Origin of the sequence: Oceaniglobus roseus (genome assembly GCF_002869745.1) — a bacterium.
Classification (GTDB): domain Bacteria; phylum Pseudomonadota; class Alphaproteobacteria; order Rhodobacterales; family Rhodobacteraceae; genus Oceaniglobus; species Oceaniglobus roseus.
Map to the genome: position 1 here is coordinate 188,187 of NZ_PNOS01000001.1, position 20,543 is coordinate 208,729.

Genomic DNA, 20,543 nt, shown 5'->3' on the forward strand with positions numbered 1-20,543 from the left:
TTTCACGCCGCTCTAGGACGGCGCGGTGGCCGCTGTAGCTCAGCTGGTAGAGCACGTCATTCGTAATGATGGGGTCGGGGGTTCGAGTCCCTTCAGCGGCACCACTGAGTTTCCCGAGCCTGAAGCAATCGCGCAGCGCGTCAGGCGCGACGTGTGCAGGATGGGTTATGTCACCCATCCTGCTGCATGACCCTGACAGGGCGATCCCGGCCGGGGATTGTCTGTCCTGCCTCCTTTCCCCTATGGTCCGCCGACCGGAGGTTGGCTCGGCAAACGGCAGGCGACAGGAATGGCACGCAACATCTTCACTTTGACCAATGCGATCCTGATCGGTGCGGTGCTTCTGGTCGCTTCCTGCGGGGGCAGGCGCGAACGGCACGGCCGGGACGCGGCGGAGTGCATGCAGCGGGCGATCTACTTCGAATCGAACCGGTCCAGCCGCGACGGCATGATCGCGGTCGGCAGCGTGGTGATGAACCGCGTCGCCTCCGACGATTTCCCCGACACGGTCTGCGGCGTCGTCAGCCAGCGCGGGCAGTTCGCCGCCGGGCTGATGACGCGCGAGATGGGGGGGCGCGGCTTTCCCCTGGTGCGCGAGGCCGCGGCGGCGGTGCTGGCGGGCGAGCGCCATCCGCTGATCGGCAACGCGCGCTTCTTCCACGCGGCCAGTTACCGGGCCCATTACAACAACATTCATTACGTCGTGACCGCGGGCGGCAATGCCTTCTACGAAAAGCGTCCTCCGGCGCTGGTCACGCAGCGCGTGCCGCTGCCGCCCGTGGAGGGTCTCACGCCCTGACGAAGCCGGGGTCGGCTCAGCCGCGACGCGACGCCGGCTCGGGCAGGCAGGCCTTCAGCGCGGCGAAGCTGTCGGCGACCGATCCGTTCTCGCGCTGCGCCACGAAGGCGTCGAGCCTGGGCCAGGCCTGGATTGCCGCGTCGATCCCCGGATCCGATCCCGCGGCGTAAAGCCCGGACTGGATCATCAGCTCGGCCCGCTGGTAGGTGCCGAGATGACGCCGCGCCTCGCCGATCATGGCGTTCTCCGCTTCCGAGGCCGCGCCCGGCAGGGAGCGGGAGACGGACCGCAGCACGTCCACCGCCGGAAACCGCCCCCGCTCGGCGATCGCGCGGTCCAGCACGACATGGCCGTCCAGCACGCCGCGCAGGATGTCGGCCACCGGCTCCTCCATGTCGGACCCGGCGACGAGGACGGTGAAGATCGCGGTGATGTCGCCCGTCGCCCCCGGCCCCTCGGCCACACCGGGCCCCGCCCGTTCGCACAGCGCCGTGATCATCGCGGTGGTCGAGGGCGGATAGCCGCCCAGCCCGCCGGTTTCGCCATTCGCCAGGGCGATCTCGCGGTGCGCATCGGCGAAGCGCGTGACCGAATCGGCCAGCAGCAGCACGTGCCTTCCCTGGTCGCGGAAGTGTTCGGCCACCGCCATGGCGGCCGGTGCGCAACGGCGGCGCAGCGCGGCGGAGCGGTCCGAGGTCGCGGCGACGATCACCGTCCGCTTCATGCCCTCCGGCCCCAGCACCCGCTCGACGAACTCCCGCACCTCGCGCCCGCGCTCGCCGATCATGCCGATGACCACGACATCCGCCGTCAGCCGCTGCGCCAGCAGGGCCAGCACCGTGGACTTGCCCACGCCAGAGCCCGCGAACAGCCCCAGCCGCTGCCCCCGCACGATCGGCAGCAGCGTGTTGAACACGGCCAGACCGGTGTTCAGCCGGGCGCCGAGCCCGCGCCGCTGCGTCGGGTTCGGCGGGCTGGCCTGGAGACGCCGCGCCCTCAGCCCCGGCAGCAGGGGCCGGTCCTCCAGAGGCTGCCCGTAGGGGTCGATCACCCGGCCGATCCAGCTGTCGTCGGGGGCCAGCGTCGCGGGCCCCAGCAGCGCCACCCGGTCGCCGAGGGCGAGGCCGTCGAGCGGGGCGTCGGGCAGGACGGTCAGGCTGTCCCTGCCGAGGCCCAGGACCTCGCCCCGCGTTACAGAGGCGCCGGAGCCGATGCGCACGAGGTCGCCCATGGCGGCGAGGCCCGACAACCCCTCGACCGTGACGCGACCGGCGCCGATGGCCGAGACGCGGCCGACCGGGCGGCTGACCGACAGCCCGGCGACGACCCCCGCCACGTTCTTGAATCCGATACCGCCCATGTTGCGTCCTCCCGCTGTGCTGCGAACGGTTTGTAAAGGAATGGCGGTTAAGCCTTCGTTGCGCCTGATCGAGGGAGAAACCCCGATGTTCGACAACATCGCCATTCTGAAGACCGCAGGGGCCCTGGCCGGGCATGCCAGCCAGCGCCAGGCCCTGACCGCCCGCAACGTCGCCAATGCCGACACGCCGGGCTATCGTGCCATGGACCTTCCGGATTTCGCCGAAACCTATCGCGCCGCTTCCGGTGGCCTGGCCATGCGGCGGACCCGGCCCGCGCACTTGGGCAGCTTCCTGGGCGCCGACGGCACGCCCCGGCCCGTCGAATCGGGGGCCGAGGCCGCGCCGAACGGCAACACCGTCTCGCTCGAGAAGGAGATGATCCGCGCCGTGTCGCTGCGCCATGAACACGATCTGGCCCTGTCCGTGTTCTCGAAGGCGCGCGACATCCTGCGCCTGAGCCTCGGCAAGTCGCGGTAGGAGGGCAGGGGATGACCGACCTGATCCGCACCCTCGGGCTTTCGGCCAGCGGCATGACGGCCCAGGCGCAACGCCTGCGCCACCTGTCCGAGAACATCGCCAACGCCGACACGCCCGGCTATCGCCGCAAGACCGTCAGCTTCGACACCGTGCAACGCGGCGAGGCGGCCGGACAGGTCGAGGTCGGCAAGGTCCGCCTGGACCGAAGCGACCTGACCCGGATTCACGACCCGGGCAATCCGCTGGCCGACGCGCAGGGCAATTACGAAGGCTCGAACGTCGACCTGGTGATCGAGATCGCGGACGCCCGCGAGGCGCAGCGCAGCTACGAGGCGAACCTGAAGATGTTCGACCAGGCCCGCCAGATGACCCAGAGCCTGCTTGACCTGCTGCGGCGATGACCGCGGCTCCCTGATGCCGGAAGGAGATCCAGAATGGATATCAACAGTCTGAAAGCGGCCCAGAGCTATGCCGCGAACCGCCCCCTCACCGCGGCCGAGCCGGGTGTCGGGGGGAATGCCTTCACCGCCCTCGCGAAGGACTTCCTCGCGACCGTCCAGCGGGGCGAGGACACGGCGGCCGCCGCCATGACCGGCGGTGCCGATGCCCACTCCCTGGTGCAGGCGCTGGCCCAGACCGAACTGGCCGTCGAAACCGCCGTGACGGTGCGCGACAAGGTGGTCGAGGCCTACCAGGAACTCCTGCGGATGCCGGTCTGAGCCATGGGCCCCGAGCAATTCTTCGACACGCTGCGCCAGGGCCTGTGGGTGTCGGTCGTGATGTCGACGCCGATCCTGCTGGTGGCCCTTGTGGCCGGGGTCGGCGTTGGGCTGTTCCAGGCGCTGACCTCGATCCAGGAAATGACGCTGACCTTCGTGCCGAAGGTCGCCGCCATCCTGATCGTCTTCTGGGCGACGATGACCTTCATGACGGAAACCCTGGTGACGTTCTTCGACACCCAGATCGTCCCGCAGATCGCCGGAGGCTGAGATGGACAACGCGTTCTACACCACCCTCACCCGCCAGTCGGGCCTGATGCGCGAAATGCAGACGGTGGCCAACAACATCGCCAACATGGCGACGGGCGGCTTCCGCAAGGAAGGCGTGATCTTCTCGGAATACATCGAGAGGCTGGGGCGCGACGATCCCTCGCTGTCGATGTCCGCCGCCCGCGGCCGCTTCACCGACCAGAGCCAGGGGGTGCTGACCCAGACCGGCAGCACCTTCGACTTCGCGATCGAGGGACCGGGCTTCTTCCTGGTCCAGACGCCGAACGGCCAGGCCCTGACCCGCACCGGTAACTTCACCGTCTCGGCCACGGGCGAGCTGGTGAACCAGGACGGCTACCGTCTGCTCGACGGCGGCGGCGCCCCGGTCTTCGTGCCGCCGGACTCCGCCGAGGTCAGCCTGTCCTCCGACGGCACGCTCAGCGCCGCGGGCCAGCCGCTGGCCCAGATCGGCCTCTGGGACGTCTCCGATCCGGCGGATCTGACCCACCGCGACGGCGTGCTGTTCGACATCTCAGCGCCGCCCGCGCCGGTGGCCGACGGGGTGATCCTGCAGGGCTTCCTCGAAGGCTCCAACGTCGATCCGATCGGAGAGATGTCGCGGATGATCGCGGTGCAGCGGGCCTACGAGCTGGGCCAGAGCTTTCTCGACACCGAAGACCAGCGGATCCGCAACGTGCTGACCACCCTCGGCCGCTGACCCCGCCAGACACAAGGACCAGACCATGCGTGCCCTCCAGATCGCCGCCACCGGGATGAGCGCCCAGCAGATGCGGGTCGAGGTGATATCGAACAACCTCGCCAACATGAACACCACCGGCTACAACGCCCGCCGGGCCGAGTTCGCCGACCTGCACTACCAGCAGCTGACCCGCGCCGGGTCGATCAACGCCGCCGACGGCACCCAGATCCCGACCGGGGTGCAGCTGGGGCTGGGCGTGCGCCCCGCCTCGATCAGCATGAACGTCCAGCAGGGGGCGCTGACCCAGACGGGGGGCGATCTCGACTTCGCGATCGAGGGCAACGGCTTCTTCGAGGTGACGTTGCCCTCGGGCGCCTCCGCCTATACCCGCGACGGCGGGCTGAAGCGGTCGGGCGACGGGCTGATCGTGACCTCCGACGGCCATGGCGTGGTGCCCGACATCACCATCCCGGCCGATGCCCGCGCCATCTCGGTCAACGCCGCGGGCGAGGTCTATGCCTATTTCAACGACCAGACCCAGCCGCAGCTGCTGGGCCAGTTCTCCCTCGCCGGGTTCACAAACGTGAAGGGGCTGGAGGCGATCGGGTCGAACCTGTTCCTGGAAACCCCGGCCTCCGGGCCCGCCCTGGTGGGAACGCCGGGCACCGACGGGCTGGGCACCCTGCGGCAGGGCTATCTCGAGAACTCCTCGGTCGACGCGGTGCGCGAGATCACCCAGCTGATCGAGGCTCAGCGCGGCTACGAGCTGAACGCCAAGGTCATCACCGCCGCCGACCAGATGCTTGGCGCGACGACGCAGATCCGATGATCCGCGCCGCGCTTCTGTTCGCCCTCTGCACGACCCCTGCCGCGGCAGATACCCTGGCGGCGGCCCGCGTCGTGCGGGCCCAGTCGATCATCGTGCCCGAGGATCTGACATGGCTTTCCCAGGACGTCCCCGGCGCCCTTGCCGATCCGGCCGAGGTCGTGGGCAAGGAAGCGCGCGTCATGCTCTATGCCGGGCGCCCGATCCGCCCCGGCGACGTCGGCCCCCCGGCGCTGGTCGAGCGCAACCAGATCGTCAAGGTGCTGTTCCGCAACGGCCCCATCAGCATCGCCATCGAGGGCCGCGCCCTGGGCCGCGCCGCCATCGGCGAGGAGATCCGCGTGATGAACCTCGACTCCCGCACCACCGTCAGCGGCACGGTTGCCGCCGACGGCTCTGTCATCGTGTCCCACGCCCTGCCCTGAGGAGAGCCCCATGCGCCGCACGGTCCTGATCCTGTCCTGCTGCCTGGCCGCCGCCTGCGGGCGCCTCGGCCAGATCGGCAAGGTTCCCGAGTTCAGCTCGCCCGAGACGGGGTACGAGCTCAGCGCCATGGCCAATCCCGGCCTGCCCACGGTGATCGAGCGGCGGACCGAGCTTGACGCCGCCTCGCTCTGGCGCGGCGGGCGGAAATCGCTGCTGGGCGACCGGCGGGCCGAGTCCCGCGGCGACATCCTGACCGTGGTGATCGAGATCGACGACCGGGCCGAGATCAGCAATTCGACACAGCGGTCGCGCAGCGGTGCCGAGAGCCTGGGCATGCCCTCGCTGTTCGGAATCCCGCAGCGCATCGACCGCAAGCTGCCCGAAGGCGCGTCCCTTGCCGACGCGGTGTCCACCAGCTCCACCTCGACCAGCGCCGGGGACGGTTCGGTGCGGCGCAACGAGAAGCTGACGCTGCGGGTGGCGGCGACCGTGGTGAACGAGCTGCCGAACGGCGTGCTGCAGATTCAGGGATCGCAGGAGGTGCGGGTGAACTTCGAGATCCGCGAACTGATCGTCACCGGCTATGTCCGGCCCGAGGACATCTCGCGCCAGAACGAGATCACCTATGACAAGATCGCGGCGGCCCGCATCTCCTATGGCGGGCGGGGGCAGATCACCGACGTGCAGCAGCCGCGCTATGGCCAGCAGATCGCCGACGCGATCCTGCCGTTCTGAGGGAGGCCGCGATGCTGAGGAAACTGCTGCCGCTGCTGCTGGCGCTGGTCGGGCTCGGGGCCGGCGTGGTCGCCGGGATTGCCCTGCGTCCCGCGCCCTCCGAGACACCCGAAGCCGGTGCGGAGCTGGCCGCGGGCGCGCCCTGCGGCGATGTCGCGCCCCACGGCGCCGTGGCCGAGGACGCGCCGCCGGAGGAACCGACCGAATTCGCCAAGCTGTCGAACCAGTTCGTATTCCCCTTGGTCGAGGATGGCGCGGTCTCGGCCCTGGTGGCCCTGTCCCTGACGCTGGAGGTGACGCCGGGCCAGACCAACACCGTCTTCGACCGTGAACCGAAGCTCAGGGACGGGTTCCTGCGGGTGATGCTGGATCATGCGAACGCGGGCGGCTTTCGCGGCGCCTTCACCTCGAACGACTCGATGGAGCGGCTCAGGAAGGCCCTGCTGGAAAAGGGGCGCGAGGATCTGGGCGATGTGCTGGTCGATGTCCTGATCCTCGACATCAACCGTCAGGAGGTCTGAGAAGACCCGCAAGCGGCCCTCCGTGATGCCCGCCACGCCCCGGACGCTTGCAGGCCGAGCGGGCGCAAGGTCGAGGGGGAGAGACGCCTCAACGCCTGGAACCGTCCGGGAGGTGCGGCCGCGATTGCGCCTCCCGGCGGGCGTCCCCGATCGGCCGTTCGTGCGCAGCCTGTCGTTCATCCGCCGGTCGGCACGGGCCTACCGGCGGTCCTTGTCCAGCCGTTCCGCCAGAAGACGCAGGGCTTCCGCCCGTCCGAAGGACCGGCGCGCGGCGCCGAGATAGGCTTCCCGCGCGGCGGCCAGGCCTGCCTGCCGACGCTGCAATCCGCGCAGCATCTCCGCGCTCGACGCCTGCCAGGTCACATCCGCCCCCGATAGCCGCGAAGGATCCAGCGCCAGGTCGGCCTCACGGGCGCGGGTGCTGGCGCGAATCGCGTCGATGCCCGTCTGCAGGGCCGCCATGCGGGAGGCGATGCGGCTCAGATCCTGCAGATCCGCGTCGCGCTTCATCTCGGCAAGGGCCCTGAGGCGGGCAAGATCCCGGGGTTTCACCATCTGCGGGCCTTCCGCCGCATCTCCTCGGCGAAGCGGATCGCCACGGCCACGGCAGCGTAGTGGTCGGGCCGGATCTCCTCGCCGAGGCGGAGGGTGGCGTGCAGCAGCCGCGCGGTCGCCGGATCGCTGTGCAGCGGGATCCCGTGCTCGGCCGCCCGTTCCCGGATCCGCGCCGCGATCTCGTCCACCCCCTTGGCCACGCAGACCGGCGCTCGGCCCGCGGCGCGTGTCCATTCCAGCGCCACGGCATAGTGGGTCGGGTTGACGATCACCACGCTGGCCTTCTGCACGTCGGCCAGCATCGAGTTCATCGCGATGTCGTACCCCTTCTGGCGCCGCTGCTGCTTCATCTGCGGATCGCCCTCGCTCTGTTTCGCCTCATCGCGCAGATCCTTGTGGGACATGCGGTTCCTGCGCATGTGCTCGGCCCGCTGCCACAGGAAGTCGACCGCGCCAAGCGCCGTTGCGACGGCCAGCACCAGCATCAGGAAGCTGACCGAGAGGTGCAGCATCTTCAGGGTGATCTGCCCCGGCGTCAGCGCGATGCTGTTCAGGATCGACGGCATCCGCGCCCAGAGGAAACTGCCGAGGATCGCCGAGTAGATGACGAGCTTGACGAAGCTCTTGGCGAACTCGAACAGCCCGCCGCGCCCGAACTTGTTCCGGGCATTGCCGAGCAGCGAGATCCGGCTGAACTTCGGTGCGATCTTCGAGGGCGTGACCGTGAACGCCTGCTGGGCGAAGACGCACAGGAGGACGGCCGCGGTCGGCAGAAGCAGGAACGGGGCGAGGTCGACCGCGATCTCGGCCATCAAGGCGCCGGACAGGGCCGGCCCGCTGCCGGTGAAGATCTGGTCCGACAGCTGGACCGGGCGGATCAGGAGGCCCGAGAGGCTCTTGCCGAAGGCCGAGAGCGTTCCGGCGCCAAGGGCCGCGGCGGCCATCAGGAAGCCGGCATAGCCCGCCGCCGTGAAAAGGTCGGTCGAGCGCGGGATCTCGCCCTTCTTGCGCGCATCCTCGAGCTTCTTCTGCGAGGGTTCGTGCTGCTTGTCCTCGTCGCTGTCGTCGCTCATGGCGCCCCGGCGAAGGGGACGGCGAGGAAACGGTCCAGCGCGTCGGACCACTCCGACAGGATCAGCGGCAGGGCGATGGCAAGGATGGCAAGCCCGGCCGCGGTGATCGCCGGGGCGCCGACGAAGGCGACCATCAGCTGCGGCATGGCGCGGTTGATGACCCCGAGCGCGAGGTTGTAGACCAGCGAGGCGATGATGAACGGCGCGGCAAGGCTGAAGGCCAGGGAAAAGACCTGTGCGACATGATCGACGGCCCAGGTCAGCAGATCCTCGGCCGGCGGCGGCTGGCCGGGCGGCAGGACGTCGTAGGACAGCAGGAACAGCATCACCAGCTTGACGTGCAACCCCAGCATCGCGGCAAGCGCCAGGCCGCCGATCACCATGATGTGGCCGATGGCGGGCATCGGATCCGCCGCCTGTCCGCCGAAGATCTGCGCGAGCGAGGTCGCCTGTGCCGCCATCGACCCGGCGATCATCAGGCCCAGGACGAACAGCCGCAGCATCGCGCCCAGGGCCAGGCCGATCACGGTCTCCGACAGCAGCAGCCGGTCCCACCGTGGCGCGCGCGCCAGGTCGGGCATCTGCGACACCACGGCCGGGGCGACGATCGCGGTCAGCCCCAGGGCCAGCACCAGCCGCACGCGCATCGGCACGACCCGTTCGCCGAACACCGGCAGCAGCGCCGCGGCGGCACCGACGCGCAGGAACACGACGAAGCCGAGCGTGAGGAACGCCTGGACCTCGGCCAGGACCTGCGCCGCCCCGGTCATGCCGCCACGACGCCGACCAGGGCGGGGCGGGAGCCGGTCCCGATCTCCTCGAAGGACAGCACCGGCGTCGCGATTCCCTTGGCCGCCATCACCATGTGGAGGAACCGGCGGCGGCGGGACGAGGTGACGAGGGCGGGCGCGATGCCGGATTCGCCGACCTTGCTGACGGTCTCGGCGATGGCGCCGGCGAGGCGGTTGAAGTCCTCCGGCGGGAGGGCGACATCGGGCGCGCCGGCCTCGGACTCGATCTGGTATGCGGCGAAGGTTTCCTCCCATTCGGGGGCGAGTTGCAGCAGGGGCAGGGTGCCGTCGGGGCGGCGGAGTTTGGCCACCAGCTGGAAGCTCAGCCGCTGGCGCACCAGTTCGCAGATCGCCTCGGGCGTGGAGCGGCTGCCCCGGGCCTCGGCTATGGTTTCCAGGATCAGCGGCAGGTTGCGGATCGAGACACGTTCGGCCAGCAGCAGGCGCAGCACTGCCAGCAGCAGGTCGACCGGCACCTTGTCCGGCACCAGTTCGTCCAGGAGGCGTCGGTTCGCCGCCGCGCGGTTCGGATCCGACAGGTTGGTGAATTCGTCCAGCAGGCGGCGCAGTGCCTTCAGCGTCAGCAGCCGCGGCAGGTTCTGCTTCATCACCTCCAGCAGATGTGTCGCCAGGACCTCGGCGGGGGTGACCGTGGTGATTCCGTCCAGCGCCGCCGCGTCCTGGGCATCGGACGGAATCCAGCGGGCGGGCGCGCCGTAGACCGGCTCGCGCACATCCTCTCCGGCGGGCAGTTCCGTCGCCTCGCCCGTGAGCGCCAGCACCTGGTTCGGGAACACCCGGTCGCGCACCTGCTCGACCCCCTGGATGCGCAGGACGTAGGTGCCCCGGGGCAGCGAGGCGTCGTCGGTCAGCCGGATCTCGGGCAGGATCACGCCGTAGACGCCGGCGACGTGGCGCCGCATGTTGCCGATCCGCGCGTCGAGACCCGTCGCAGGGTCCAGCACCATCGGCACGAGGTCCGCGGCGAATTCGAGGTGGATGTCGTCGAGATCCAGGATGTCGCCCATCGCCATCTCGACCGGCGCGCCCGGATCCTCCTTCGGGCGTTCCGGCGTGGCGCGGGCCGCGGCCGCCCTGCGGCGCACCTGCCAGGACAGGGCGCCAAGGGCCAGGCCGCAGACCATGAACGGAAGGAACGGCAGGCCCGGCACCAGCGCGAACAGGATCATCAGCAGCGCCACGGTGCCGAGCGCGGAGGGGAAGCGGCCGAGCTGGCTGAAGATCGCGGTGTCGGTCGATCCGGTCTCCCCGCCCCGTGCCAGCAGCAGCGCCGAGGCGATGGAAATGATCACGGCGGGAATCTGCGTCACCAGACCGTCGCCGACCGTCAGGATCGCGTAGGTCTCGAACGCGCGGCCCAGCGGCATGCCGTGGACCGCGACGCCGATGAGAAGGCCCATGACGAGGTTCAGCAAGGTGATCAGCAGGCCGGCGACCGCATCGCCCTTGACGAATTTCGACGCGCCGTCGAGGGAGCCGAAAAAGGTGGTTTCCTGCTGTTCCCTTTCGCGCCGCCGCTTCGCTTCGGCATGGTCGATGGCGCCGGCCGACATGTCACTGTCGATGGCCAGCTGCTTGCCCGGCATCCCGTCCAGCGCGAATCGGGCGCCGACCTCCGCCATGCGCGCGGCGCCCTTGGTGATGACGACGAAGTTCACGATCATCAGAACGCCGAAGACGACAAGGCCGAGAAACAGGTTGCCGCCCATGACGAACATGGCGAACCCCTCGATCACGTCGCCGGCCGCGCCGGTGCCGGTGTGGCCCTGGCCGATGATCAGCTTCGTCGACGAGACGTTCAGCGACAGGCGCAGCATCAGCGAGGCGAGGAGGATCGTCGGGAAGGCCGAGAATTCCAGCGGGCGTTCGATGAACAGGGTCAGCGTGAACATCAGGATCGCGAGCGCGAAGGACACCGAGAGTCCCGCATCGAGCACCCAGGCGGGCATCGGCAGGATCATCATCACGATGACGCCCATGAGCGCCAGCGCGAGAAGGATGGTCGGCTGGAACAGGGTGCGGATGCTGAAGGTCATGGGCCGTCACCGGACGCCATGATGCAGCAGGGGCGACCCTTGGGAAGAGCGGCCCGCAACGAGATCCCGAGGCGGTGCATCCAGCGCTCCGTCTCGGTAACCCGCCGGATCTGCGGTGTGTTTCCTTCCCGCCGACCCTGCCGAGCGACGTCGGCAGTGCATGCCACGCGCCCGCCTGCATTGCCGCCCGGAACATGGACGGAAGGCTTGCGAACGCATCCGACTGCGAGGTGCGCGGGCGCGGGACGCCGATTTGAAAAAGATGTCATGATCTGCCTTGCGTTCTGCAAGCTGCCGTCGTGCCAGCCTTGTCCGGTGGGCCTTAAGAAAGCGTTGGCGCGGGAATGCCCCATCATCCCCCGGTCTGCAGCAGGTTCTGCAGGGCGCGCCGCCGCTCGCGGCTTGCGCCCAGCAGATCGCGGTTGCGCGCGAGAAGACCGGTTGGAGCCTCGGGTATCGCGACAGTAGTTTCCGCCGGGGGTGACGGGAGATCGGGGACCGCATCCGGTCGTGCGGCTGCCTTCTTTAGCAGCGCCTGGGCTTCCTGATCCTCCAGGCCGGCCAGATAGCTTTCGGCGATCCGTGGCCGATCCTCCATCAGGGCGATCCGCGCCAGAAGGATCCTTTCTCGTGGTTTCGGGATTGCCAGGTTTACGCCGAGGGCCTTGCGCGCCTGCTCCGGCAGACGGAGCGCGACCAATCGGTCCGCCACCGCGAGCCGGGCCGCCGATCCGAGCGGTGCTTCGCCAAGGGCCGGCAAAGCCAGTTCGAGAAACGTCGCGTCGTCCGACCGCTTGGCCAGCGCGGCGAACGTGCGATCGCGCAGTTGCTCCGCAGTCTCCGGCGGAAGCGCTTCGCGGCTCTGCCCGTCGCGCAGATCCGCGAGTGCCTCGGCATAGCGCTGCTCGTGAACCAGCGCCTCGACGATCCTGGCCGTCAGGGCCTGCCCGGCGGGGTCCGCTTCCAGTTCGAAGGCCAGGGCGCGGGCGCTGTCCAGCAGGTCGTCGCCGACCGATCCGTTGGATTCGATCCGCGAGGCGATCAGGTCCGCAAGCGCGCCTGCCGCTTCCACGGTGCGTGAGGCGGCGATTTCGGCCAGGATCGGCTCTGCCGACCGATGGTCGCCGACATCCAGCCGAAGCTGGGCTTCGAGCATGGCGGCTTCCGGCGTGGGTCCGGAACCGCCCCGTTCCACGGCATTGCGCGCGGCAAGGGCTGCGTCGCGGTCGCCTGCGTCGAGGAACTTCCGTGCAATTCTCGGTCCGAGGTGGCGGCGCAGGTGCGGCGGCCAGGCCGAGAGCGTCCGCAGGATCGCCTCGGTGTTCATGCGCGTATCTGGGGTCACGGCATCCTGCGCCAGAAGCCCCCAGAGCGCGCCGGGCGAATTGCAGTCGATCTGCCGGGCGATGACGCTCCGCTCCGGAACGGTATCGCCATCCATGATCCGGCCCATGTCCTCGAGGATATCGCGATCGGGAATGTCGGCGGGGCCTTCCCGGATGGCGGATCGGGCCTCGGCACCGAAAGTGCGATACAGCATGTCGCGGGCTAAGTTGCGATAGGCTGCGGCATCCGGCCGGTCGCGCGCGTCGAACAGGGCCGCATAGGCCGCCCCGACGCTTCGCGACAGCTGCTCCGGTTCGTACCAGCTGCCGACGTCGAACAATTCGTCGTCCAGGCAGAGATGCGGCGGCGTCCCGTCCAAGGACCCGGTCCGGGCCCGGCGGTCCCGGTCCACCTGGGTCTCGATCCGCATATGTGCTCCGGGCAGCGGAGCAGGTTCGGGCGGCGGTGGTGTTGCTTCGGCCTCGGCGGCCGGTTGCGTGGACCTCAGCAGCTGGTCGAGCCGCCCGGTGTCCATCTTCACCATGCCTTGCGTCATCCCGTGCGCAATCTGCGCAATCAGTTCCTCGCGTAACGCGGTGACCCGCTCCACCGCCGCCTGGTCGGGCCCCTCCGCCGAATCCCTCGGCGGCCCGCCCAGGGCTGCAAGGTCCAGCGATGCCGCGGGGGGTGGCAGAACGACCGGCAGACGGAGCGACGCCATGTCGCGTGAGAGGGCTGGCGTGATCTCCCCGGGATCGAGCACGATGTTGTAGGGGTCGTCCGGTGCGGGCGCTCCATCTCGCACGTCGATCACGAGTCCCTGGTTCGGAAGTTCAATCACCGACAGGTTGCAGACGCAGCCCAGCGTTATCCCCAGCCTGCCGTCGCCCAGGTCCTCGAGCCGTTGCAGGCGATCGGCATAGATCCGGCGGTAGATGTCCGACAGGTCGTAGGCGCCGGTCCCCGGCGCCCGCAGCTCGTACCGGTCCCCTGCGCGCCCCAGACGCCAGTCCGGCCTGCGGGGAAAGTCCACCACGATGCGGGTGAAGCCATCATGCTCGGCCGTGCGGACCGGAACCCCCTGGGCGCGGGCGGCGGATGCCAGAAGCAGGAGGGCCAGAGCGGCGCCGACCAGCGATGGAGGGATGCCGTACCGGGTCATGCCGCCTTCGCACCTTTCAGTGATTCCTCGAGCTCGCTGAACCCGGGGCGCATGTGATGCGGGGTGTTCTGGCGGCCGACCTCGATGCAGATGCTGGGCGAGTGGTTGTGGAGGTTGGCGACCAGCACCTCGCGGATCAGCTGGTGGAAATGGGCGTCCTCCTCGATCACCGTCTTCACCCGCGCGGCGAAGGGGCCAACCAGACCGTAGGCCAGGAAGACGCCCAGGAAGGTTCCCACGAGCGCCCCGCCGATCATCTTGCCAAGAACCTCGGGCGGCTGGTCGATCGAGCCCATGGTCTTGATGACGCCGAGAACGGCCGCCACGATGCCGAGCGCGGGAAGACCGTCGGCGACGCTCTGCAGAGCGTGGCTGGAGTGCATGGCGTGATGCAGGTTGGCCTCCATCCGTTTCTCCAGCACCTCCTCCACCTGGTGGGGATCGTCATAGTTCATCGAGGCCGAGCGGAGCGTGTCGCAGATCAGTTCGACCGCTTCGTGATCCTTCTGGATCTTCGGATAGCGACCGAAGATCTCGCTGCTGTCGGGGCCTTCGATATGTTCTTCCAGGCCGACCGGGTTCTGCTTGGCGAGCCGGATCAGCTCGTACAGCAGGCACAGAAGGTCCCGATAATCCTGCGGTTTCCAGTGCGGGCCCTTGAAGACCTTGCCGATGTCCCGGGCGGTCCGTTTCACCGAGGGTCCGTCGTTGGACAGCAGGAACGCGCCCACCGCGGCGCCGCCGATCATCGCAAGTTCGAACGGCAGGGACTTCAGGATGATGCCCATCTTTCCCCCGGCGGCGATGTAGCCGCCGAAGACCATCACGAAAATGACGGCGATTCCGATCATTCCGAACATGGGGCAGGTGTCTCCTTCTGAAAGGTCGGTGCGATCCGGCGCAAGGACAGTGTCCGGTCATTCCTTGGGGGCGTTGGCATTGCGCCCGGCGAGCACAACGCTGATCGAATAGGCGGCCTCCGCCGACAGTCCCCCGATCACCTTGGCGGCGGCGTCGGGACGCATCCGGCCAAGAAAGCCCGCGGCGAAATCCGGGGCCATCGTCTCGAACAGGGCGGCGGCCTCCTTGGGCTTCATATTCTCGTAGACCGCGGTCAGCCGGGCGATGTCCTCTTCCGACGCGGTGTCGGCCCGTGCCAGGGTCTGTTCCAGCTGGTCCTCCGCCGCCTTAAGTTCGGCGAGTTGCGCCGTGAGTTCCTTTTCGGCGCCGGCCAGGGCGGCCGAACGTTCGGCGATGTAGGCTTCCCGCTCTTCCACGCGTTTCTCTCGCTCGGCGAGCGCGTCCAGAACGGCGGCGACGTCCGGATCGGGGGCGCAGGCGCCCGTGTCGGCGTTCGCGTCCGAGGCAGGGCCGAGCGCCTGGACCTCGCGGGCGATGGCCTGTCCGGTTCCCCCGGCGAGGCGCAGCGCACCGGACAGGGCCAGGATCAGGGCAAGGAACGAAAGCGGCCCCAGAAGGCGCCTGCGTCCGGGATGTTTTCCGCGGGTCATTGCGCCTCCTCCAGCGTCGCGCTGCGGTGGCTGGCGAAGAAGGACCGGACGGGCGGCGCGGCGGTCGTGTGCGTCACGTTCCGCGGCTCCGGCTCTGTCCTGGCCGTGGGGCGCCGGAAGGGCACCGGCGCGTCCGCCGCGGCAACCTCCGGCGCAGGGTCGGGATCACGTTCGCAGACGGGGGGCGGCGCGGCATCGGCGATGTCGTGCAGCGCCGCGACGTTGAGTTCGAGCCGTCGCGCGACATCCTCTGCCCGCTGCGTCAGTTCCTCGAGCGAGCGGCCCGAAGCACCCGCCTCCGCCTGGGCGGCCTTCAGCGTCCGTGTCATGTCGTCGACCTGTGCGGACAGCACGGCAATGGCCCCGCCGACACCCTTTTCCAGGTCGGTGAAGCGGTTCAGACGGCGGGACAGGACGACGCAGTAGAATGCGGCCCCCAGAGCGCCGGCGATCATCAGGATGTCGGAGATCAGGGTCATGCCGGGTCCTCAGTTGAACACGAATTCCATGATCAGCAGGTCGCGCACGCGACCCTCGCCGACCACGACCTGGATCCGGCGCAGCATCTGAGCCCGCAGCCGCATCAGGCCGGCCGGATCCTCGAGTTCGACCGGTTCGACCGCCCGAAGGTAACTGTTCAGCACGTCGATCACCCGCGGGAGAAGCTTCGTCACCTCCTCGAGCCGGGGCTGGTCGACCTCGAGTTGCCCGAGGAACCGCAGCGCGTGGCTGCCCGATCCGAGGGAGACGAGAATTGGGTCGAGCGGGATGAACGCGATGTTCGGCATCACGGGCGCCTCGGGCGGCGGTGCCGGTTCGGCACCGGAGTCGTGTCCGCCGAGAATCATGCCGCTATGCACGGCGTAGAATCCGCCGCCGCCAAGGATCAGGGCCAGGACCCCGCCGATCAACAGCCCCTTGCGCCCGGATTTCTGCGGGGCGTGCGAGGTATCCAGTTCAGCTTCTGCTTGTGCCATCCGGGTGTTCCATCAGAGGTCCGATGACCCCTGATAGCCCCATTCAGACTAACCGAATGTTAAGCCGCGCCGGTCCATACGAACGGAGAGAGGGCAGAAGCCCGCACCGTCAGGAGGGTGATCTTGGAACAGCTGGCATCGCGATGGACCGACCTTTCCGCCCAGCGCAAGGTCATCGCCGTTCTTGCTGCCGTGGCGATCCTGGTGGCGGGCGCGGGTCTGTTCCGGCTTTCCACCACCCCCTCCATGACCCTTCTTTACGCGGGCCTCGAGAACGAGGCGGCAGGCGAGATCGTGCAGGCGCTGGAGGCGCAGGGCGTTGCCTACGAGATCCGCGGCGCGTCGATCTTCGTCGACAGCACCCGGCGCGACGAGCTGCGTCTCACCCTGGCCTCCGAGGGTCTGCCGCGCAATTCCTCGCAAGGCTACGAGCTGCTCGATTCCCTGTCGGGCTTCGGCACCACCTCGCAGATGTTCGATGCCGCCTACTGGCGGGCGAAGGAGGGCGAGCTGGCGCGCACCATCGTCGCCAGTCCCGACATCCAGAACGCCCGGGTCCACATCGCCAATCCCGGAACCAAGCCGTTCCAGCGCGACGTGCCGCCGACCGCTTCGGTGACCGTGACGACGACCGGCGGCGCGCTCTCTCCCGCCCATGCCCGCGCCCTGCGCTTCCTGGTCGCCTCCGCCGTGGCCGGGCTGGCGCCGAAGGATGTGTCGGTGATCGATTCGCGGACCGGCGTCGTCCTGCCCTCGGAGGCCGAGGGCGATGTGCCGGGCCGCGGCCAGGACCGTGCCTCCGAGATCAAGCGCAATGTCGAACGTCTGCTCGAGGCGCGCGTCGGCTATGGCAAGGCGGTGGTCGAGGTGAACGTCGAAACGGTGACCGAGCGCGAACAGATCACCGAGCGGCGCTATGATCCCGAGGGCAAGGTCGCCGTCAGCCAGGAGACCGAGGAGACGACCTCGGCCTCCAGCGACAAGGACGGAGGCGACGTCACCGTGGCCAGCAACGTGCCCGACGGCGCCGGAGCCGCGCGTGGCGGCAGCTCCCAGAGCGAGAACGCGGTCACGCGCGAGCGGGTGAACTACGAGGTGTCGGAGGTCCAGCGCGACGTGCTGCGCCAGCCCGGCGCGATCCGGCGGATGTCCGTCGCCGTGCTGATCGACGGGCTGACGGTCATCAACGGCGATGGCACGACGACGTGGCAGCCCCGGCCCGATGCGGAGGTCGAGGCGCTGCGCGAACTGGTTGCGGCAGCCAGCGGGTTCGACGAGGCGCGCGGCGACAGCCTGACCGTCAAGACCATGCAGTTCGAGCCGGTGGGCAACGAAGGCTCTCCCCCCGCACCCGGCCTCTTCGGCCCGATCGACATCGATGCCATGCGCCTTGCACAACTCGGCGTGCTGGCCGCGGTGATCCTGCTGCTCGGGCTGTTCGTCGTCCGCCCGATCCTCGCCCCCCGCCGCGAGGCACAGCCGATGGCGCTGGCCGGACCGGAGCCCGAACCCGGGGAACCGGCCTTCAGCCCCTTCCTCAGCGGCGAGATCTCGGACGGTCCGTTCATGCCGCAGCCGATGCAGCCGCTGTTCGGGGAGGCCGAGACGCCCGCGGGCCCGGAAGAGCCGGTGGACCGCCTGCGGCGCCTGATCGAGGAGCGCAAGGAGGAATCGATCGAGATCCTGAAGGCCTGGATGGAAGACAGTGAGGAGCCCGCCTGATGCCAAACCCCCTGCGCCTCGACGACTTCGGCGCGCCGCCGGGCGACGTGCGGTCGCCGTCGCACATTCCGGATCTCGACGCGGCACCTGCCGCTTCGCCGCCGACGGATGGATCCCTCGTGGCGTTCGACAAGGGCTATGCCGCCGGCTGGGACGATGCCACGGCCGCGGCGAAGGTCGACCTCCAGCAGCAGGAGGCGGCCCTGCTGAGGCATCTCGAAGACCTCGGCTTCACCTATCACGAGGCGCGGGCGCACGTCATGTCGGCGCTCACGCCGCTGCTGCGGGCGCTGCTCGAGAAGCTGCTGCCGGACCTTCTGCACCAGACGCTCGTGCCGCGGCTGCTGGCGGAATGCGAGACGCTGGTCGACGACCTGGCGGACGCGCCGGTCCAGCTGATGGTGGCTCCGGACGGTGCCGCGGAATTGCGCAGGATCATCGGAGGGATCACCGCGCTGCCGCTGCACCTGGTCGAGGAGCCGAGCGTGGCGGCGGGCCGGATGTACCTGCGCCTTGGCGCCGCTGAGCGCGAGATCGACCTGGCCGGCGCCCGCGCCGCCATTGCCGAAGCGCTGTCGGCGCTGGACGACCTGAACCGGGAGACGCTGCGCCATGGATGACCGCGATCACGCTGCCGACGCCGCTGCGGGCGAGGACACGACGGCACATCCCTTCTCGCGCGTGCCGGTGGAGATCACGATTTCCGTCGGCAAGACCCGCCCGATGCTGCGCGACTTGCTGCGCCTCGGCCCCGATGCGATCCTGCCGCTCGACTCGCGGGTGCAGGATCCGGTCGAGCTCTATATCGGCGACCGCCTGATCGCGCGGGGCGAATTGCAGGAGCTCGACGGAGACCGGACCGGGCAGCTCGCGGTGCGCCTGACCGAGATCGCCGATCTGAAGAACGGGCTCTGATCTTGCGCCTGCGGACCCTCGGCCTTGCCGCGCTCCTCTTCTGCCTCGCGCTGCAGCCCGCCCTCGCGCAGCAGGTGACTCTGGACCTCGGGGAAGGGGCGTCGCTGACGGCGCGCTCGGTCCAGCTGCTCGTGCTGATCACGGTGCTGAGCCTGGTGCCGGGGCTCGCCATCATGATCACCTGCTTCCCGTTCATCGTGACGGTGCTGTCGATCCTGCGGCAGGGCATCGGGCTTCAGCAGTCCCCGCCGAACATGCTGATCGTGACGCTGGCGCTGTTCCTCACCTATTTCGTGATGGAACCGGTCTTTCTCGCCGCATGGCGCGACGGGATCGTGCCGCTGACCGATGGCGCGATCCCCATCGACCAGGCCGTGCCGCTGGTCCTGGCCCCGTTCCGCAGCTTCATGGCGGGCCGCATCGACCCCGGCACCTTCGAGGCGCTGACGACCCTGCGCCCCGACACCGCCGACGTCACGCTCTCGCCCGACTCGCCGCTTTCGCTGCTGGTCCCGTCCTTTCTGCTGTCGGAGATCGAGCGGGCGTTCCAGGTCGGCTTCCTGATCTTCCTGCCCTTCCTCATCATCGACCTCGTGGTTGCCGCGATCCTGATGTCGATGGGGATGATGATGGTGCCTCCGGCCATCGTGTCCCTGCCGTTCAAGCTGGCCTTCTTCGCCGTGGCCGACGGATGGACCCTGGTTTCGGGCGCCCTGGTGCGCAGCTATTTCTGAGGCAGGTCCGACCCGGCCCGGAAGCCCGGCATGCCGGACACTGCGATCGGATCCTGCCGGTGCCGGCGCGGGTCTTCATTCCGCTGGCCTTGCACAGCCCGTGGATCGGGTCCAAACCAAAGCCACGGGGACTGTGCCCCGCCGCGCCCGGAGCTTGCCCCCGATGTCCCAGTTTCGACCGTTTCGCCTGCTGCGCCTTGCGTTCCTGTCAGCCCTCCTTGCCATACCGCTTCCCGTCGGAGCCGAAACCTTCCGCGCGATGCTCGGCGGGCGCACCCTCGGCACGATCAGCTTCGACGCGGCGGGAAGCGGCGCCGGACGGACGGCGCGATTGCTCACCAACCTGAACAACACGCCGCTTGGCGTCGGCGACGGCACCTTCGAGGCGCTGTCGGAATCCGTCTCGGCCAACGGTCGGAGGCTGCGCCAGTACACCGGCACCAGCCGCTCGGCCCGGAAATCCCGCGACATCGCCGTTCTTCTGGACGGCGGCCGGGTCATCCAGACCACCGTCAGCCCCGCCGACGAGCAGACGCCGCTGTCGGACGCCGCCAAGGTGCCGGCGGGTGTCATCGACCTTGCCCAGGGGTTCGGCCGGATCGTCGACAGCCAGGGCTGCCCGCAGGGCTTCCGCATGTACGACGGGCGCCGGGTCATCCAGGTCTCTCCCGGCAGCGCGGAAACGAAGGACGATCTTCTGACGTGCAGCATGTCCTACAACGTCGTCGCCGGGCCGGGCCACCTGTCGCCGTTCCGCTTCACCAACCTGTCGCTCGACCTCACCTACGATGCGCGACCCGGCCGGACGGGCCTGCTGCGCGCGGTGATCCGCACCGGTCTTTTCGCGCTCACCCTCCAGCGCTGATCCGCCGCCCGATTGCGCAGC

25 protein-coding genes and 1 tRNA gene are annotated in these 20,543 nt (G+C 69.1%); 16 read left to right on the forward strand and 10 right to left on the reverse strand.

Annotation, left to right across the window (positions count from 1 at the left end; translation table 11 throughout):
• Positions 1-28: 28 nt before the first annotated feature.
• Both A7B20_RS00900 and A7B20_RS00905 read left to right on the forward strand, forming a co-directional pair.
• A tRNA-Thr gene (locus A7B20_RS00900) sits at positions 29-104 on the forward strand.
• Positions 105-289: 185 nt separating this feature from the next.
• Positions 290-799, forward strand: a complete 510-nt coding sequence (locus A7B20_RS00905; RefSeq protein WP_102106658.1) for a cell wall hydrolase — start codon at positions 290-292, stop codon at positions 797-799.
• A 16-nt stretch (positions 800-815) separates the two neighbouring features.
• Here the strand turns inward: A7B20_RS00905 and A7B20_RS00910 are convergent, their stop codons facing one another.
• Positions 816-2,159, reverse strand: coding sequence for a FliI/YscN family ATPase (locus A7B20_RS00910; RefSeq protein WP_102106659.1), 1,344 nt, complete (start codon positions 2,157-2,159; stop codon positions 816-818).
• Positions 2,160-2,244: 85 nt separating this feature from the next.
• Between A7B20_RS00910 and A7B20_RS00915 the strand changes: the two genes are divergently transcribed.
• The 9 genes from A7B20_RS00915 to A7B20_RS00955 are packed head-to-tail and all read left to right on the forward strand — an operon-like array spanning position 2,245 to position 6,834.
• Positions 2,245-2,637: a FlgB family protein gene (locus tag A7B20_RS00915; protein WP_102106843.1), complete on the forward strand. Its 393-nt coding sequence runs from the start codon at positions 2,245-2,247 to the stop codon at positions 2,635-2,637.
• Between the two features lie 11 nt (positions 2,638-2,648).
• The gene (gene flgC / locus A7B20_RS00920) at positions 2,649-3,038 is read left to right on the forward strand and encodes a flagellar basal body rod protein FlgC (RefSeq protein ID WP_102106660.1); all 390 of its coding nucleotides are present in this window, start codon (positions 2,649-2,651) and stop codon (positions 3,036-3,038) included.
• Between the two features lie 33 nt (positions 3,039-3,071).
• The gene (fliE, locus tag A7B20_RS00925; protein ID WP_102106661.1) at positions 3,072-3,356 is read left to right on the forward strand and encodes a flagellar hook-basal body complex protein FliE; all 285 of its coding nucleotides are present in this window, start codon (positions 3,072-3,074) and stop codon (positions 3,354-3,356) included.
• 3 nt (positions 3,357-3,359) lie between these two features.
• Complete coding sequence (locus tag A7B20_RS00930) at positions 3,360-3,626, forward strand: flagellar biosynthetic protein FliQ (RefSeq protein ID WP_102106662.1); 267 nt, start codon at positions 3,360-3,362, stop codon at positions 3,624-3,626.
• 1 nt (position 3,627) lies between these two features.
• Complete coding sequence (locus tag A7B20_RS00935) at positions 3,628-4,344, forward strand: flagellar hook-basal body complex protein (protein WP_102106663.1); 717 nt, start codon at positions 3,628-3,630, stop codon at positions 4,342-4,344.
• A gap of 25 nt (positions 4,345-4,369) precedes the next feature.
• Positions 4,370-5,155, forward strand: a complete 786-nt coding sequence (gene flgG, locus A7B20_RS00940; RefSeq protein ID WP_102106664.1) for a flagellar basal-body rod protein FlgG — start codon at positions 4,370-4,372, stop codon at positions 5,153-5,155.
• On the forward strand, positions 5,152-5,577 hold the full coding sequence (gene flgA / locus A7B20_RS00945) for a flagellar basal body P-ring formation chaperone FlgA (RefSeq protein WP_102106665.1): 426 nt from the start codon (positions 5,152-5,154) through the stop codon (positions 5,575-5,577). The genes flgG and flgA overlap by 4 nt, the downstream gene beginning before the upstream one ends.
• A 10-nt stretch (positions 5,578-5,587) precedes the next feature.
• Positions 5,588-6,313 (forward strand): flagellar basal body L-ring protein FlgH, encoded by a 726-nt coding sequence (flgH, locus tag A7B20_RS00950; protein ID WP_102106666.1) that lies wholly within the window; start codon positions 5,588-5,590, stop codon positions 6,311-6,313.
• 11 nt (positions 6,314-6,324) lie between these two features.
• On the forward strand, positions 6,325-6,834 hold the full coding sequence (locus A7B20_RS00955; RefSeq protein ID WP_102106667.1) for a flagellar basal body-associated FliL family protein: 510 nt from the start codon (positions 6,325-6,327) through the stop codon (positions 6,832-6,834).
• A 198-nt stretch (positions 6,835-7,032) separates the two neighbouring features.
• Here the strand turns inward: A7B20_RS00955 and A7B20_RS00960 are convergent, their stop codons facing one another.
• The 9 genes from A7B20_RS00960 to A7B20_RS01000 form a co-directional block, all read right to left on the reverse strand.
• Positions 7,033-7,344 (reverse strand): hypothetical protein, encoded by a 312-nt coding sequence (locus A7B20_RS00960; protein WP_157937571.1) that lies wholly within the window; start codon positions 7,342-7,344, stop codon positions 7,033-7,035.
• A gap of 38 nt (positions 7,345-7,382) precedes the next feature.
• Positions 7,383-8,462, reverse strand: a complete 1,080-nt coding sequence (locus A7B20_RS00965) for an EscU/YscU/HrcU family type III secretion system export apparatus switch protein (protein WP_102106669.1) — start codon at positions 8,460-8,462, stop codon at positions 7,383-7,385.
• Positions 8,459-9,232: a flagellar biosynthetic protein FliR gene (locus A7B20_RS00970; protein WP_102106670.1), complete on the reverse strand. Its 774-nt coding sequence runs from the start codon at positions 9,230-9,232 to the stop codon at positions 8,459-8,461. The genes A7B20_RS00965 and A7B20_RS00970 overlap by 4 nt, the downstream gene beginning before the upstream one ends.
• Positions 9,229-11,310, reverse strand: a complete 2,082-nt coding sequence (flhA, locus tag A7B20_RS00975) for a flagellar biosynthesis protein FlhA (RefSeq protein WP_102106671.1) — start codon at positions 11,308-11,310, stop codon at positions 9,229-9,231. The genes A7B20_RS00970 and flhA overlap by 4 nt, the downstream gene beginning before the upstream one ends.
• 352 nt (positions 11,311-11,662) lie before the next feature.
• Entirely contained in the window at positions 11,663-13,798 is a 2,136-nt protein-coding gene (locus A7B20_RS00980; RefSeq protein ID WP_102106672.1) for a hypothetical protein, read from the reverse strand.
• Positions 13,795-14,658 (reverse strand): flagellar motor stator protein MotA, encoded by an 864-nt coding sequence (gene motA / locus A7B20_RS00985; protein WP_102106673.1) that lies wholly within the window; start codon positions 14,656-14,658, stop codon positions 13,795-13,797. The genes A7B20_RS00980 and motA overlap by 4 nt, the downstream gene beginning before the upstream one ends.
• A gap of 57 nt (positions 14,659-14,715) precedes the next feature.
• Complete coding sequence (locus A7B20_RS00990) at positions 14,716-15,309, reverse strand: MotE family protein (protein WP_102106674.1); 594 nt, start codon at positions 15,307-15,309, stop codon at positions 14,716-14,718.
• Entirely contained in the window at positions 15,306-15,788 is a 483-nt protein-coding gene (locus A7B20_RS21520; RefSeq protein WP_245866443.1) for a hypothetical protein, read from the reverse strand. Before A7B20_RS21520 ends, A7B20_RS00990 begins: the two co-directional genes overlap by 4 nt.
• A gap of 9 nt (positions 15,789-15,797) precedes the next feature.
• Complete coding sequence (locus tag A7B20_RS01000) at positions 15,798-16,286, reverse strand: flagellar basal body-associated FliL family protein (RefSeq protein ID WP_102106675.1); 489 nt, start codon at positions 16,284-16,286, stop codon at positions 15,798-15,800.
• Between the two features lie 123 nt (positions 16,287-16,409).
• Between A7B20_RS01000 and fliF the strand changes: the two genes are divergently transcribed.
• The 5 genes from fliF to A7B20_RS01025 all read left to right on the forward strand — a co-directional run bounded on the left by fliF (position 16,410) and on the right by A7B20_RS01025 (position 20,522).
• Positions 16,410-18,008, forward strand: a complete 1,599-nt coding sequence (fliF, locus tag A7B20_RS01005) for a flagellar basal-body MS-ring/collar protein FliF (RefSeq protein ID WP_102106676.1) — start codon at positions 16,410-16,412, stop codon at positions 18,006-18,008.
• A complete protein-coding gene (locus A7B20_RS01010) occupies positions 18,008-18,628 on the forward strand; it encodes a flagellar biosynthesis protein (RefSeq protein ID WP_102106677.1) in 621 nt (206 codons plus the stop codon). The genes fliF and A7B20_RS01010 overlap by 1 nt, the downstream gene beginning before the upstream one ends.
• Complete coding sequence (locus tag A7B20_RS01015) at positions 18,621-18,923, forward strand: FliM/FliN family flagellar motor switch protein (protein ID WP_102106678.1); 303 nt, start codon at positions 18,621-18,623, stop codon at positions 18,921-18,923. The genes A7B20_RS01010 and A7B20_RS01015 overlap by 8 nt, the downstream gene beginning before the upstream one ends.
• A gap of 2 nt (positions 18,924-18,925) precedes the next feature.
• Positions 18,926-19,657: a flagellar type III secretion system pore protein FliP gene (gene fliP, locus A7B20_RS01020; protein WP_102106679.1), complete on the forward strand. Its 732-nt coding sequence runs from the start codon at positions 18,926-18,928 to the stop codon at positions 19,655-19,657.
• A 163-nt stretch (positions 19,658-19,820) separates the two neighbouring features.
• Positions 19,821-20,522, forward strand: coding sequence for a hypothetical protein (locus A7B20_RS01025; RefSeq protein ID WP_157937572.1), 702 nt, complete (start codon positions 19,821-19,823; stop codon positions 20,520-20,522).
• The last annotated feature ends 21 nt before the right edge of the window (positions 20,523-20,543 follow it).

Coding starts and splice junctions, on each gene's coding strand:
- A7B20_RS00905 (WP_102106658.1), top strand. CDS start 290: ATGGCACGCAACATCTTCACTTTGACCAATGCGATCCTGATCGGTGCG.
- A7B20_RS00910 (WP_102106659.1), bottom strand. CDS start 2,159: ATGGGCGGTATCGGATTCAAGAACGTGGCGGGGGTCGTCGCCGGGCTG.
- A7B20_RS00915 (WP_102106843.1), top strand. CDS start 2,245: ATGTTCGACAACATCGCCATTCTGAAGACCGCAGGGGCCCTGGCCGGG.
- flgC (WP_102106660.1), top strand. CDS start 2,649: ATGACCGACCTGATCCGCACCCTCGGGCTTTCGGCCAGCGGCATGACG.
- fliE (WP_102106661.1), top strand. CDS start 3,072: ATGGATATCAACAGTCTGAAAGCGGCCCAGAGCTATGCCGCGAACCGC.
- A7B20_RS00930 (WP_102106662.1), top strand. CDS start 3,360: ATGGGCCCCGAGCAATTCTTCGACACGCTGCGCCAGGGCCTGTGGGTG.
- A7B20_RS00935 (WP_102106663.1), top strand. CDS start 3,628: ATGGACAACGCGTTCTACACCACCCTCACCCGCCAGTCGGGCCTGATG.
- flgG (WP_102106664.1), top strand. CDS start 4,370: ATGCGTGCCCTCCAGATCGCCGCCACCGGGATGAGCGCCCAGCAGATG.
- flgA (WP_102106665.1), top strand. CDS start 5,152: ATGATCCGCGCCGCGCTTCTGTTCGCCCTCTGCACGACCCCTGCCGCG.
- flgH (WP_102106666.1), top strand. CDS start 5,588: ATGCGCCGCACGGTCCTGATCCTGTCCTGCTGCCTGGCCGCCGCCTGC.
- A7B20_RS00955 (WP_102106667.1), top strand. CDS start 6,325: ATGCTGAGGAAACTGCTGCCGCTGCTGCTGGCGCTGGTCGGGCTCGGG.
- A7B20_RS00960 (WP_157937571.1), bottom strand. CDS start 7,344: ATGAAGCGCGACGCGGATCTGCAGGATCTGAGCCGCATCGCCTCCCGC.
- A7B20_RS00965 (WP_102106669.1), bottom strand. CDS start 8,462: ATGAGCGACGACAGCGACGAGGACAAGCAGCACGAACCCTCGCAGAAG.
- A7B20_RS00970 (WP_102106670.1), bottom strand. CDS start 9,232: ATGACCGGGGCGGCGCAGGTCCTGGCCGAGGTCCAGGCGTTCCTCACG.
- flhA (WP_102106671.1), bottom strand. CDS start 11,310: ATGACCTTCAGCATCCGCACCCTGTTCCAGCCGACCATCCTTCTCGCG.
- A7B20_RS00980 (WP_102106672.1), bottom strand. CDS start 13,798: ATGACCCGGTACGGCATCCCTCCATCGCTGGTCGGCGCCGCTCTGGCC.
- motA (WP_102106673.1), bottom strand. CDS start 14,658: ATGTTCGGAATGATCGGAATCGCCGTCATTTTCGTGATGGTCTTCGGC.
- A7B20_RS00990 (WP_102106674.1), bottom strand. CDS start 15,309: ATGACCCGCGGAAAACATCCCGGACGCAGGCGCCTTCTGGGGCCGCTT.
- A7B20_RS21520 (WP_245866443.1), bottom strand. CDS start 15,788: ATGACCCTGATCTCCGACATCCTGATGATCGCCGGCGCTCTGGGGGCC.
- A7B20_RS01000 (WP_102106675.1), bottom strand. CDS start 16,286: ATGGCACAAGCAGAAGCTGAACTGGATACCTCGCACGCCCCGCAGAAA.
- A7B20_RS01010 (WP_102106677.1), top strand. CDS start 18,008: ATGCCAAACCCCCTGCGCCTCGACGACTTCGGCGCGCCGCCGGGCGAC.
- A7B20_RS01015 (WP_102106678.1), top strand. CDS start 18,621: ATGGATGACCGCGATCACGCTGCCGACGCCGCTGCGGGCGAGGACACG.
- A7B20_RS01025 (WP_157937572.1), top strand. CDS start 19,821: ATGTCCCAGTTTCGACCGTTTCGCCTGCTGCGCCTTGCGTTCCTGTCA.